Here is a 13917-nt window from a genome sequence, read left to right as displayed (position 1 = left end):
CAAGCAGAAGGCCCCCGACACGCGTCGCGTGCGGGGGCCTTCTGACGATGAATCGTTAGATCGGGGTAAGACCGTGCTTACGCTGCACACGGGCGATCTGCTTGTCCCGCAACAGCTTCAACGACTGACGCAGTAGCAGCCGAGTCTGATGCGGCTCGATCACGCCATCGATGTAGCCACGCTCGGCGGCGATCCACGGGGTGGCCAGGTTCTTGTTGTAGCCCTCGATGAAATCGGCGCGAATCTTCTGCACCTCTGGCGCGGTCGGGTCGGGGAATCGCTTCACCAGCAGCTGCGCCGCACCCTCGGCACCGATCACCGCGATACGCGCTGTCGGCCAGGCGAAGTTCAGGTCCGCCGAGAGCTGCTTGGAGCCCATGACCGCATACCCGCCGCCGTACGCCTTACGGGTAATGATCGTCACCTTGGGCACATCAGCCTCCACCACGGCATTGAAGAACCTGCCGCCGCGCTTGATGACGCCGTTGGTCTCTTCTTCCACACCCGGCATGGCGCCCGGAGTATCGACCACGAACACCAAGGGGAGATTGAACGAGTCGCAGAACCGGATGAAACCGGCCGCCTTGTCAGAAGCCTCGTTGCCCACCGCCCCGGACATGTGCATCGGCTGGTTGGCGATGACGCCGACCGGGCTCCCGTCGACGCGGGCGAACGCGGTGATCATGGAGGGGCTGCGCTGGTCGGCGATTTCAAAGACATCGCCGTCGTCGAAAATCCGCAGCAGAACCTCGTGCATGTCGTAGCCCTGGTTATCGGCGTCCGGAATGATCGTGTCGAGGTACAGATCGTCCTCGGTGATCTCGGGCTCCAGGCCCGGGTTGATGACGGGCGGATAGTCGAAGGTGTTGGAGGGCAAGAAGCTCAGGTAATCACGGACGTACTGGTACGCGGCCGTTTCGTCCTCGACCACCTTGTGGATGTTGCCACGCTGAGCCTGCACATCCGCGCCGCCGAGTTCGTCGAACGTGACGTCCTCGCCGGTGACGTCCTTGATGACGTCGGGCCCGGTGATGAACATGTAGCCCTGATCGCGCACCGCGACCACGAGGTCGGTCTGGATCGGCGAGTACACCGCACCACCGGCACACTTGCCGAAGATCAACGAGATCTCCGGGACCATGCCACGCAGCATCTCGTGACGACGCCCCAACTCCGCGTACCAGGCCAACGACGTGGCGGTGTCTTGAATACGGGCACCCGCCGAGTCGTTGATACCGATCACCGGGCAACCATTGGTGGCCGCCCACTCCATGAGCTTGGCCACCTTGCGGCCGAACATCTCGCCGACGCTTCCCTGGTAGACCGTCTGGTCATGGGAGAACACCGCCACCGGACGATCGTCGATGCGGCCCAACCCGGTCACCACACCATCGGTATACGGGGCATTCGGATCACCAGGAGTACGCCCGAATGCGCCGAGCTCCAGGAAGCTGCCCTTGTCGAGCAGAGCATGGATGCGAGCGCGCGCACTCGGGATGCCCTTGGCGTCACGCTTGGCGATGGCCTTGGCGTCACCCGGCTCTTGTGTGCGGGCAATCCGCTCACGCAGGTCGGCGACCTTCTCCGCGGTTGTATGTGGTGGCACGTCTAGCCTTCCTGGTTCTTCGCATTGATGGAACGCAATGCCTGACTCATATGAGCACCGACCTTAGCGATGAACGGTTCGTCGATGATCTGGATGTGCTCCCCACCAACCGGGACCACCTCCAGATCGGAGACGAACTCGCCCCAGCCACCGTCGGGCTGGCGAGTCGCGTACGCGGGCTCGAAGGTGATGGCGTCATCGTGATACCGGTCGGCCATGTACAGCGTCATATGCCCGTCGAAGGGCACCGGCGTAGACGTGTCGATGGCCCGCTGGTCCAGGTAGGACGTGCGCTGGTGCTCGACGATGCCGCCGGGAATCTCCACGCCGGCGGCCTTGACGGCCTCCAGCACGAACCGCACCTGGCCCTCGTCGTCGAGCTCCTCGAGCTGCTCGTAGGGGATCTCCGGGATCTGCACGTTGAAGGTCTTCTCCGCGAACTTCGCGTAGCGATCCCAGCGCTTGCGAGTCTCCTCCGTGGTCGTCAGGATCGGCGTCCCGGGGCGCACCCCATCGATATTGCCCACCCACGCGACCTCCGCACCGGCCTCCTTCAGGCCCACCGCGCAGGCGTACGCCAGCACCGCACCCAGTGACCACCCGGCCAGGATGAACGGGCCCTTGTGCAACTCCAGCAGCTTCGGCACGTACTGGGCGGCCCGCTCCTCGATGGTGCCTTCAACACGTTCGAAGCCGAACATCGGTGTGCCCTCGGGCAGACGCTTCAACAGCGGCTCGTAGACCACCGTCGACCCACCCGCAGGATGGAACACGAAGACGGGAACCGTGGCGGAACCCGCTGTGCCGTCGGGACGGGGCGCCAACGTCCGCACGAAACCGTCGATCTTGCCGGCCTCCAGTCGGCTGCGGACAACCTCACCGAGTGCCTCGATAGTCGGCGCGAGCTTGACCTCCTCGGCACCGATCTCCCCGTCCGCACGCTGCGAAAGGCGTTCTGCGAGTTTCTCTGCCGTTGCGTCATCGATCTTGGGCAACGCATTGAAGATGCTGCCCGGCGACTCACCGGTGACGATGGCCCACGTCGCGAAGGCCACGCGTTCGGCCGCATCACGCGGTGGCACGTCAGCGTTGAGCGCCTCGGCGATAGCCTCCTGGTTCATCGCGGCAGCGGCCTTGGCCAATTCCGACGTCTCCGCCGAAAGGGCCGACTCCGCGGCGGGAGCGCCATCGGCGACGGGCTCTGGCTCTGCCGGCTGCGGTACGGCATCCAGCACCTTCTCCAGATCGGCCTTCGAGAGCATGCCGCCTGTCGGTGCGGCCTCCTTGAACTCGTCGGTCTGCTGGTAGTCGTGCAACTCGTGCACCGCGTCCGGGTTCTCCAACGCGTAGATGACCAGCCGCTCGACGTCGAGCAGGTTGGCATCGCGCACGGCCTGCAGCTGAATGGGCGGCAGGTCGAAGTCGAACTCGACGCGGTTCTTGATGCGCACGGCCATCAATGAATCCAGCCCCAGCTCGATCAACGGCACCTCGCGGGGCACGTCCTCGGGCTCATAGCCCATGGCCAGCGACACGATCGAGGCCAGACGCTCGATAACCGGCTCGCCGGACTCCTTGCTCCACTTCTTGAAGTCGGCACCCGCACCCGCCCCGGAGAGCAGGTTGTCATGAATCTCCTCGGGCACTTCGTCTTCCACGACTGCGAGCGCTTGTGCCGGGGCAGCCGTCACCGTCGCCGAACCGTTGGTGGCCACACCCGCAGCGGTCGCGAACGGCAGCGCGCCACCCTGACCCGCACGGGAGACCACTGCGTCGTAGACGAGTGTGAACGACTCACCGATGCGTGCGTGCACCTGCACGGTGGCACCACCGGGGTGCCGCGACAGAGTGGTCACCAGCGTGGAACCCTCGCCCGGGATGGCCCGCTGCTCAAAGGCCGTGAGCTGTGCACCCGAAATAACCGATGTCGCCGCCGTTTTCACCAACTCGGCGAAATCGACCCCGACGATCTCCCGCGGGCTCCACTCCCAGACATGCTTGCCGTCGGGCAGCGAGACGTGGGTGCCCGGGATGCGGGTCGACCCGTCGGCGCTGAAGTGCGCGGGCAGCCAGTGTGGCTTGCGCTTGAATTCCGTGGCGGGAATAGGCGCGTAGTCCGACGACTTGGCGGCCTTGTCGAACAGTGTCCGCGGATCCAGGGCATGGCCATGCACGTACAGCTGCGCCATGGTCTTGACCAGGGACTCGACCTCGTCCTCCTTGCGGGCGAGGGTCGCGATCAGCTGCGCGTCGGGCAGCCCGGACGCCATCGTGGTGAGGCCAACCTGCATGAGCGCCACCGGATTCGGTGCCAGCTCGAGGAAGGTGGTGTGTCCGGCTTCGACGGCATTGCGAGTGCCGTGGGTGAAGTAGACCGAATGCCGCATTCCCTTTTTCCAGTAATCGACATCGTGCAGCGGCTCACCGCCGGGGCGGAAATAGTTACCCTCGTGCACCGTCGAGAAGATCCCGACGGTCGGAGTCGTCGGCTCGATACCCTGTAGCTCAGCGGCGAACTCGCCGAGCAGCGGGTCCATCTGCGAGGTGTGGCCGGCACCCTTGGTCTGCAGCTTGCGGGCGAACTTGCCCTCGGACTCGCAGCGGGCCACGATCGCGTCGATCTGCGCGGGCGGACCGCCGATAACGGTCTGCGAGGGGGCGGCGTACACGCACACCTCGAGGTCCGGGAAGTCGGAGAACACCGTCTTCAGCTCGTCGGCCGAGTACTCGACCAGGGCCATCAGCCGGATGTACTCGCCGAACAGCATCGCCTCACCCTCACCCATCAGGTGAGCGCGCGAGCAGATGACCCGGGTGGCGTCAGCCAGTGACAAGCCGCCCGAGAAGTAGGCGGAGGCGGGCTCGCCGAGCGATTGCCCGATCACCGCGGTGGGTTTGGCGCCGTGCGCCTTGAGCACCTCGCCCAACCCAATCTGGATCGCATAGATGGCGATGTTGCTGGTTTCGATGCCGTATTCGTGCGAGTCGTCGAGGATCAGCTCCACGACGGAGTAGCCCCGCTCGTCCTGCACATAGGAGTCGACCTTGTTGATCCACTCGGCGAAGAGCGGATCGCGCAGGTACAGGCTCTTGCCCATCTTCCGGTGCTGCGCACCGAATCCCGCCATCACCCAGACCGGGCCACTGCTGACCGGTCCGTCAGCGGAGTACACGTAGGGCTTTTGCTTGCCCTCGGCGACGGCGCGCAGCCCCTTGACGGCCTCTTCGTGGTCGTGTGCCAGCACCACCGCACGGGAGCGGCCATGGTTGCGACGCGAGAGCGAACGTCCGATGGACTCCAGCGAGTAGGACTGCCCCTCTTCGGTTTCCATCCAGTCGGCCAGCGCGGCCGCAGCGGCCTTCTTACGCGAGGACAGGAATCCCGAGATGAACAGCGGCACAACGGGAGTCACCGGCTCTTCATTCGACAGTGCCGCCAGCGCCTCGTCCCGGAGACGCTTGGCCTCATCGGTCAGCCCGGGCAGTTCCACCGGCTCGTCGGAGTACCCGCCCAGGAACTCGCCGTACTCATCAAAGCGGGTAGCAGCGGATTCGTCACCGCCGCTCTCGGTATCTTCCTCTGCCGCAGCATGTTTGCCATTGACATCGGCGTCCTCATCGGATTCGGACGGCTCCGCCGGTTCGACCAGGTCGATCGGCAGCACCTCACGCACCACGATGTGGGCGTTGGCGCCACCGAATCCGAAACCGGAGACACCCGCGATGGCGTGGCCGCTGTAGCGCGGCCAGTCGGAAATCTGATCGACGACCTTGAGGTGGATGGCGTCGAAGTCGATGTACGGGTTGGGGCCGGAGTAGTTGATCGACGGCGGAACCTTGTTGTTCTGCAAGGCCAACACGATCTTCGACAAGCTCGCGGCGCCGGCGGCGGATTCCAGGTGCCCGAAGTTCGACTTGGCCGAGCCCAGTAGCGCGGGCTTGTCGGCGTCGCGGCCACGGCCCACCACCCGGCCCAGGCCGTCGGCCTCGATCGGATCGCCGAGGATGGTGCCGGTGCCATGCGCTTCGATGACATCGACGGTGCGCGGATCGATACCGGCGTCCTTGTAGGCCTTGCGCAGCACCTCTGCCTGAGCATCCGGGTTGGGGGCGAGCAGACCGTTGGAACGGCCATCGTGATTGACCGCGGAGCCGGCGATGATCGCCATGATCGGGTCACCGTCGCGACGCGCATCGGAGAGCCGCTTGAGTATCAGCATGCCGCCACCCTCGGAACGGCTGTAGCCGTTGGCATCCTGCGAGAAGGACTTGATGCGGCCGTCCGGCGCGAGCACGCCACCGACCTCGTCGAATCCGACCGTTACCACCGGGGTGATGAGTGCGTTGACACCACCGGCCACCACCACGTCGGCCTCACCGCAACGCAACGCCTTAACGCCCTGGTGCACCGCGACGAGCGACGAAGAACACGCGGTGTCGACGGCGACGCTTGGTCCGCGGAAGTCATAGAAGTACGAAACCCGGTTCGCGATAATTGAACTCGCGTTACCGGTGATGGCGTACGGGTGCGTGACGGTGGGGTCTGCCACCGACAGGTAGCTGTAGTCGTTGTTGGAGCTGCCGATGTAGACACCGACGCTCTGACCTTTGAGCGCGGACGCCGGGATACGGGCGTTTTCCAATGCCTCCCAGGTCAATTCGAGAGCGATCCGCTGCTGCGGATCCATATTGTCGGCTTCCATCTTGGACAGGGTGAAGAATTCGGCGTCGAATCCCTTGATGTCCTTGAGGTAGCCGCCCCGGGTGGCGGCCTGCGCAACACGTTCGGCGATACGCGGCTCGACGGTGAACTCTTCCCAACGCCCCTCGGGCAGATCGGTGATGGCGTCGCGTCCCTCCAGCAGCGCCTCCCACAACTGCGTCGGTGAGTTCACATCGCCGGGCAGGCGCGTCGACAGACCGATCACCGCGATGTCGAATTCGCCTGCGGCAATGTTGGGATCGCGCGACCAGTCCTCGTCACCGGCATCCGGCAGTTCCGGTTCGCCCTCGATGATCCGAGTGGCCAGCGACTCGATGGTGGGGTGCTGGAAGGCGACCGTGGCCGTCAGCGTGACCCCGGTGAGGTCCTCGATATCGGCAGCCATCGCCACCGCGTCGCGCGAGGACAGACCCATCTCCACCATGGGCGCCGACTCATCGACACGGTCGGGGCTCACCCCGGTGGCCTTGGCGATCCAGTCGCGCAGCCATGCACGCATCTCCGGGATGGTCAGCTCACCCTGCGGCAGTCCGTCCGCGGGAAGCGCGTCGGAGCCGGTGTCGCCATCCGTCGCCTCTGGAGCCTCGGGTTCGGTCTCTGGTGTCGAATCCTGTTGCGTATCAGTCATGTTCGAGCCCTCTCCGGGGTATTGCGTACGGACGACCGTGTGTGAACGGTTACTGCCGGTCGTCGGGGAATGCGGTCTGCTGGTATCCGCCGCGCAGGCTGCCGTCCAGGTAGCTGGTCCGGGCGGCGCGGCGGGCGATCTTGCCGCTGGAGGTCCGGGCGATCGAGCCGGCCGGAACCAGGAGCACGTCGCGCACCGTCACACCGTGACGCACCGCGATCGCAGCGCGCACATCGTCACCGACGGCCTGGTTATCCGACTTGTGTCCGCCGACGCTGCGCTCGCCCACGATGACCAGCTGCTCCGAGGAATCCTCCGGGTCGTACTTGAGACCGGCATGCGGATTGTCGAAGACCACCTGCGGCAGCTGGTTGGCCGGCACCGAGAACGCGGCCACATATCCCGGGCGCAGCGCCTTGTTGGCCTCCTGCGCGGTGAACTCCACATCCTGCGGGTAGTGGTTACGTCCGTCCACGATGATGAGGTCCTTGACGCGGCCGGTGATGTACAGCTCGCCGTCGACCCATACTCCGAGGTCGCCGGTGTTGAGCCAGTTGGCGTCGTCTGCCACACCCTCGGCGTGCGATTCGGAGATCCGCGACTTGAGCGTGTTGTGGAATGCCTCGCGGGTTTCCTCCGGACGGCCCCAGTAGCCGGACCCGATGTTGTTGCCGTGCAACCAGATCTCACCGATCTGTCCGTCGGGCAGCTCGGAGGCGGTATCGCCGTCGACGATCACGCCCCATTCGTCCCGGGCCATCCGGCCACTGGACACCTGAGTCACCGAGTTGTCCGCACCCGGCTCCACCTGCACGATGCGCCCGGCGTTGAGTTCGGTGCGGTCCACGTGCAGCACGCGCGCCCGCTCCGTGTTCCAAATGGTCGAGGTGACGAACAGCGTTGCCTCGGCCATGCCGTAGGACGGGTGAATGGCCCTGGGGTCAAAGCCATAGGGCTCAAAGGCGTCGCAGAACTTCTTGATCGAGGCCGTGGACACCGGCTCGGAACCGTTGATGATCGAGTACACATTCGACAGGTCCAGCGGCGGCTCGCCCTCCTTGGGCAGACCGCGCAGCGCGCAATGCTCGAAGGCGAAGTTGGGCAGCGCCGAGAAGGTTCCCGAACGGTCGTCACCCTTGACCGCCATTTCCCGCAGCCAGCGCAGCGGGCGGCGAATGAACGCCGCCGGGCTCATCACCGTCATGTGCTCACCGATCATGGACGGCACCATCACCGTGATCAGGCCCATGTCATGGAAGAACGGCAGCCAGGTGGTCCCCCGGTGACCGGGCTGACCGTCTTTGCCTTCCTGCTGCGACAGCGCGTCGACCAGCTGCAGCAGGTTGGTGGCCAGCGACAGGTGAGTGATCTGCACACCGGCCGGCGCGCGGGTCGAGCCCGAGGTGTACTGCAGGTACGCGATGGTGTCCTTGGTGGCCACGGGCTCCACCCAGGTCTGCCCGACGTCCTCGGGAATCGCGTCCACCGCGATCACACGGGGACGCTCCTTGGGGGGACGGTTCCGGAAGAACTTCCGCACCCCTTCGGCGCAATCGGTCGTGGTGAGCACCGCGGATGGCTGGCAGTCGTCGAGTACCGCGTGCAGACGGCCCGCATGGCCGGCCTCGCTGGGATCGAACAACGGGACCGAGATCGCACCGGCGTAGAGCGCACCGAAATGTGCGACGAGGTAGTCAAGGCTCTGCGGGGCCAGGATGGCGACACGGTCGCCCGGCTTGGTCACCTGCTGCAGGCGAGCCGCGACGGCACGGTTGCGCGCGCCGAACTGTGACCAGGTGATGTCGATGTAGGCACCATCGCGCTCTGTGGAGAAGTCGAGGAACCGGTAGGCCAGGCTGTCGCCTTGCGACTCCGCCCAACCTTCGACGTGGCCAACGATGCTCCCGTCCTCGGGGAACTTGATGTGGCCCGCCGAGTCGAGGAACGGGTTGTCGAACGCCATGTGTGCTTCTCTCCTATGACGGCGCATGATGCGCGTTTCGCGGGCCTGAGGCATTCGCGAGCACGCGTCATCGCGAACGTCAAATCCTCGATGATCGTACCGAGAGGCGATCGCGTACTACGGCAGCTCAGGCGGCCATTCGCGACGAGATTATCGGTCAGCGTCGGCCAGCCAAAATCACTCGACCCCGCGAACGGCTTACAGTCTTATTTTTCTCTTAATCTTAGGCGAGCGTACCGTGCCCTCCAAATATCTCGGCGCCCTGTTGCGAAGATGACATCGACGCTTGTCAGCCGTGCTTGGGGTGGGGCGCCTTCTCGATGAGCCCCTCGGCCCAGTTGGTGGTCCATACCGTCGCAGGCTGGCCGTCAATCTGCCAAAACTCCGGCGTGGCGTACAGCGCGTGCACCGGAGCACCCGCGCCCCCGGAGAGAATGTCCAGCGTCTTACCCAGGTTGGAGATGTTGAAGGCGTCCGGCGGCGCCGCACAGATGAGGTCACCGGTCCCACAGATCTGGTTGGTGCGATCGCTGAGCTCACCGAATCCACCGGCACGCGGGCCCGACATCTTCAGGCCGAAGGAATCCAGCACCCCCAGATCGCCCAGGGTGACCTCGGCGCCCTGCCCGGGCGGGTTGGGTCCTGGCGACAGTCCGACCCCGTCCTGACGGCGGCCGTCTGCGATCAAGGTCACGCCGAGCACCAGGTCCTGGTCGACGGGTCCCTCGCCGTTTCCGATCTGATTGGCGATGTCACCGGCGATCACCGCGCCCTGCGAGAAACCAACCAGAACATAGCTGGTGAGCGGGCACCGGTCGTACATCTCGGAGAGCTGTTTGAGCGCCCGGTCGGTGCCTTCCTTACGGCTGTCGTTGTACGACATCTGGTTGTCGTTGGCGAACGGGTTGTGGAATTGGGCGGTGTACGGCACCGTCCAGGTCTCCAGCCGGGCCTTGTCGAACTTCTCGGTGATCGGCCGGGAGACGTTCAGCAGCAGTGATCGCGGGAACTCTGTCGGGTTGAGCGGGTCGTCGGTGCGTGATGACTCCCAGGTACCCGGGATGATGAGCGCCTGCACATCGGGGCAGTCGGCGCTCTGGAAAGCCGGCCGCGGCTTCTGGCCGGGACGAGTCAACGGCGGTGTCGTCGTCGTCACCTGCCCCGCGGGCGGTGTGACGTCGTCGGGCCTGCGGACGATGACCACGACAATCGCGATCACCAGGATGACGACGACGGCAACGGCCAGCGCCGCGGCCAAACCGAGAATCCGGTGCCGTTTACTACTCGAGGTCTTGGGCATGTGTCTCCTGGCCGTTCGTGACGTGCGGTCTCGCAGCTTGCTCCACGGTACCGGGAGCCCCGAGCGAGGCTACCGAACCGATGCCACCTGCACCTGCGCAAATGATCGTCACAGCACAGAATTTGTTACTCGATTGTGGCCGTCGGCCATCCCCGAAACAACGAAAGCGGCGACCACCGAAGTGGCCGCCGCCTTCGCGATTGTCAGTGATACCTAGTGGCTACCGAGGTAGCTCACCATGTCGGACTTCATGGCCCGGAGCTGGTTGCCCCAGTAGGTCCAGTTGTGCAGACCACCCGGGGGGAACTCCACGTGGGCGTTCTTGCCGCCGGCGGCGGTGTAGGCATCGACATACTTCTTGTTGATACCGATCGCCATGCCCTCAAGGAAGCCACCGGTGAAGTTCTCGAAGCCGTTACGGGTGGCGTCGAGGTCGGTCGCGTCACCGCTACCGCAGTAGATCCACAGCCGGGTGCCGTTGGCCACGGTCTTGTCGATGTTCAGGAACGGGTCGTTGCGGACCCACGCCGGGTCGCTGTCCGGACCCCACATGTCCTGGGCACTGAAGCCACCGGCGTCACCCATGGCCATACCGACCTGACCCTTCATATCCGAGGGGTTCAGGAAGCCCGAGAGGGCACCGGCGTAGATGAACTGCTGCGGGTGGTAGTTGGCCAGCGTGATGGCGGACGCGCCACCCATCGAGAGGCCGACAACGGCGTTACCGGTCCGGGACACACCGTTGTTGGCGGCCAGGTACGCGGGCAGCTCCTGGGTCAGGAAGGTCTCCCACTTGTAGGTGAAGACGCCGTCCTTGCCCTTGGCGGGCTGGTACCAGTCGGTGTACCAGCTGGACTGTCCGCCGACGGGCATGACCAGCGAGATACCGGACTGGTAGTAGTCCTCGAACGCCGTGGTCTCAATGTCCCAGCCGTTGAAGTCGTCGCGTGCACGCAGACCGTCCAACAGGTAGAGGGCCTTGGCGCCGCCTCCCTGGAACTGGATCTTGATGTCGCGGCCCATGGAGGCCGACGGCACCTGCAGGTCTACAACAGGGAGACCCGGACGCGAAAAGGCATTCGCTACCGCTGAACCACCGGCGACGCCGATAAGTCCCGGTAGAACAGCCGCAGTAGCGGCCACGGCCGCAAGTCGACGCGCAGTTGCGCCACGCATATGTGTAAAGAGCTTCATTACCTCAGTATCCCGTCTGCTTCAGTCGGCGTTACATGTCAGGCCGACAGACATCCTGTGGGGTCCCCGAGGTAGTCAACCACATCAGGACGGCTGTCAACACATCCCGTCACGGTTGTTGGTGGTCCGCAACCGGACTGATGTGGTCTTGAGACACAATCCGGCGAAAGACGAAAGAGCGGTGGCCACCTGCCAAAGACAGGGTGGCCACCGCTCTTTTGACTGCTTATGCCTAGTGGCTCTGCAGGTAAGCGACCATGTCAGACTTCATGGCCCGCAACTGCTGACCCCAGTAGGTCCAGTTGTGGATACCGCCCGGAGGAAACTCCACGTGGGCGTTCTTGCCGCCGGCCGCGGTGTAGGCCTCGACGAACTTCTTGTTCGAACCGATGGCCATGCCCTCGAGGAAGCCACCGGTGAAGTTCTCGAAACCGTTGCGGGTGGCGTCCAGGTCGGTGGAGTCACCGGTGCCGCAGTACAGCCACAGACGAGTGCCGTTGTCGATGATCTTCTGGATGTTCAGGAACGGGTCGTTGCGCTGCCAGGCCGGATCGCTGTCCGGGCCCCACATGTCCGATGCACTGAAGCCACCGGCGTCGCCCATGGCCATACCGATCTGGAACTTCATGTCCGACGGGTTCAGGAAGCCCGACAGCGCACCCGCGTAGATGAACAGCTGCGGGTGGTAGATCGACAGGGTCAGCGCGGCCGAGGCACCCATCGAGAGACCGACAACGGCGTTACCGGTCTGCGAGATGCCCTTGTTGGCAGCCAGGTACGCCGGGAGCTCCTGAGTGGTGAAGGTCTCCCACTTGTAGGTCCAGACGCCGTCCTTGCCCTTGGCCGGGTTGTACCAGTCCGTGTAGAAGCTGGACTGTCCGCCGACGGGCATGACCATGGAGATACCGGACTGGTAGTAGTCCTCGAACGCGGTGGTCTCAATGTCCCAGCCGCTGAAGTCATCGCGCGCACGCAGACCGTCAAGCAGGTAGACAGCCTTGGTGCCACCGGGCTGGAACTGAACCTTGATCTCGCGGCCCATCGACGCCGACGGCACCTGCAGGTACTCGACCGGAAGCCCGGGACGCGAGAAGGCGCCCGCAATCGCCGAACCACCGGTGACGCCGACAAGACCCGGCAGCACGGCCGCGGCCGTGGCAACTACAGCCAGTCGACGCGCGGTAGCACCACGCATCTTCGAAAAGAGCTTCATTTACTTCGTTTTCCCATCTGTTTCAATCGATTTCCCACGCGCAGGTCAAGGGATTTGATGGACGCCCATCGCATACTCGCGCGGTAGTCAACCACATCTCTGGACCTGTCAGCACCATCACCATGTGCGCCTGCGGACCTTCTCAAGGTGCCCCGAGCCCCTAGCCATTGATAGTGGCAATCAGATCACCCTTGAGGGCCTGCAGTTGCTGTCCCCAATACGGCCAGGAGTGATTCCCGGACGAGGGGAAGACAAATGTGGCGTTGCTGCCGCCGGCTGCGGCATACGCCTGTTGGAACCTCTTGTTACCGCTGACGGCCAGCGACTCCAAGCTGCTCGCGCTCAGGGCGACACCCGCATCGGCGTTTTCGTCGATGGGTGTCGAACCACCAGGAGCGCAGTAGATGTAGAGGCGGGTACCGGCCGCGACCAACCCCTGGACCTGCACGGTGGGATCGTTGCGACGCCACGCCGGATCCCATGGCGGGCCCCACATGTTGTCGACGCTGTAGCTACCGGCGTCGAGCATCGCGACCCGGATCGCGTTGGTCATAAAGATGGTCGATGGGTTGAGGAACCCGGAAAGCGAGCCCGCGAATCTGAATTGCGCGGGGTGATAGGCGGCCAGGATCAACGCCGCACCACCACTCATCGAGAGTCCCACCACACCATTACCTGTGGCCGATATTTGCCTATTGGTGGCCAGATAAGCAGGCAGTTCCTGAGTGAGGAATGTTTCCCACTTGTACGTGTACGGCTGCTTATTGAGCGCCGACGGCGAGTACCAGTCGGTGTAGAAGCTCGACTGGCCGCCTACGGGCATGACCACCGAAATCCCCGATTGGTAGAACCACTCGAAGGCCGCGGTGTTGATATCCCAGCCATTGAAGTCGTCTTGGGCGCGAAGTCCGTCGAGCAGGTAAACCGCTTTGGGTCCCCCGCCCATGAACTCGACGCGGATGTTGCGTCCCATCGAATTGGAGTAGACGTCCAGGTATTCGACCGGAAGTCCCTCACGCGAAAAGGCATGCGCGGTGGCGGGGTTGATCGCCAAGCCCGCGGCCATTGCCACGGGCATCACAAACGCCGCTAACAGGGCCGTCAGCACGCGGCGGGCTCTCACGCGCACGCTCATCTGGGGTCCATCCGTTTCATTGGGGGAAGTCACAATTGTCACTTCTGTAACGCAACATTGCGTCTGAAGTGTCTGACACGGTCGTCTTCGTATCGCGACGACGGGGCCGCGGCGTTACCTAATTGGGATCTCGATTCGGACACAGAAACCCGCCG

Annotated in this window: 7 protein-coding genes; all 7 read right to left on the bottom strand. The window is 64.3% G+C overall.

Features of this window, described 5'->3' with window-relative positions; translation table 11 throughout:
* Positions 1-55: 55 nt before the first annotated feature.
* On the bottom strand, positions 56-1606 hold the full coding sequence (locus MSTE_RS00915) for an acyl-CoA carboxylase subunit beta (protein WP_096498392.1): 1551 nt from the start codon (positions 1604-1606) through the stop codon (positions 56-58).
* A gap of 2 nt (positions 1607-1608) precedes the next feature.
* A complete protein-coding gene (pks13, locus tag MSTE_RS00910; protein ID WP_096498391.1) occupies positions 1609-6957 on the bottom strand; it encodes a polyketide synthase Pks13 in 5349 nt (1782 codons plus the stop codon).
* Between the two features lie 49 nt (positions 6958-7006).
* On the bottom strand, positions 7007-8920 hold the full coding sequence (fadD32, locus tag MSTE_RS00905) for a long-chain-fatty-acid--AMP ligase FadD32 (protein ID WP_096498390.1): 1914 nt from the start codon (positions 8918-8920) through the stop codon (positions 7007-7009).
* A gap of 289 nt (positions 8921-9209) precedes the next feature.
* On the bottom strand, positions 9210-10220 hold the full coding sequence (culp6, locus tag MSTE_RS00900; protein ID WP_096498389.1) for a carboxylesterase Culp6: 1011 nt from the start codon (positions 10218-10220) through the stop codon (positions 9210-9212).
* A 213-nt stretch (positions 10221-10433) separates the two neighbouring features.
* Positions 10434-11414, bottom strand: coding sequence for an alpha/beta hydrolase (locus MSTE_RS00895; RefSeq protein WP_046252145.1), 981 nt, complete (start codon positions 11412-11414; stop codon positions 10434-10436).
* A gap of 232 nt (positions 11415-11646) precedes the next feature.
* The gene (locus MSTE_RS00890; protein ID WP_096498388.1) at positions 11647-12627 is read right to left on the bottom strand and encodes an esterase family protein; all 981 of its coding nucleotides are present in this window, start codon (positions 12625-12627) and stop codon (positions 11647-11649) included.
* 160 nt (positions 12628-12787) lie between these two features.
* The gene (locus tag MSTE_RS00885) at positions 12788-13762 is read right to left on the bottom strand and encodes an alpha/beta hydrolase (RefSeq protein WP_096498387.1); all 975 of its coding nucleotides are present in this window, start codon (positions 13760-13762) and stop codon (positions 12788-12790) included.
* Between the last annotated feature and the right edge of the window lie 155 nt (positions 13763-13917).

Source organism: [Mycobacterium] stephanolepidis, from assembly GCF_002356335.1.
Classification (GTDB): Bacteria; Actinomycetota; Actinomycetes; order Mycobacteriales; family Mycobacteriaceae; genus Mycobacterium; species Mycobacterium stephanolepidis.
The sequence above is the reverse complement of the archived record's forward strand: the minus strand, read 5'-3'. Positions and strand labels throughout refer to the sequence as shown.

Bases quoted from the DNA above. Each gene is read 5' to 3' on its own strand.
- pks13 (WP_096498391.1), bottom strand. From the start codon at position 6,957: ATGACTGATACGCAACAGGATTCGACACCAGAGACCGAACCCGAGGCT.
- fadD32 (WP_096498390.1), bottom strand. From the start codon at position 8,920: ATGGCGTTCGACAACCCGTTCCTCGACTCGGCGGGCCACATCAAGTTC.
- culp6 (WP_096498389.1), bottom strand. From the start codon at position 10,220: ATGCCCAAGACCTCGAGTAGTAAACGGCACCGGATTCTCGGTTTGGCC.
- MSTE_RS00895 (WP_046252145.1), bottom strand. From the start codon at position 11,414: ATGAAGCTCTTTACACATATGCGTGGCGCAACTGCGCGTCGACTTGCG.
- MSTE_RS00890 (WP_096498388.1), bottom strand. From the start codon at position 12,627: ATGAAGCTCTTTTCGAAGATGCGTGGTGCTACCGCGCGTCGACTGGCT.
- MSTE_RS00885 (WP_096498387.1), bottom strand. From the start codon at position 13,762: ATGAGCGTGCGCGTGAGAGCCCGCCGCGTGCTGACGGCCCTGTTAGCG.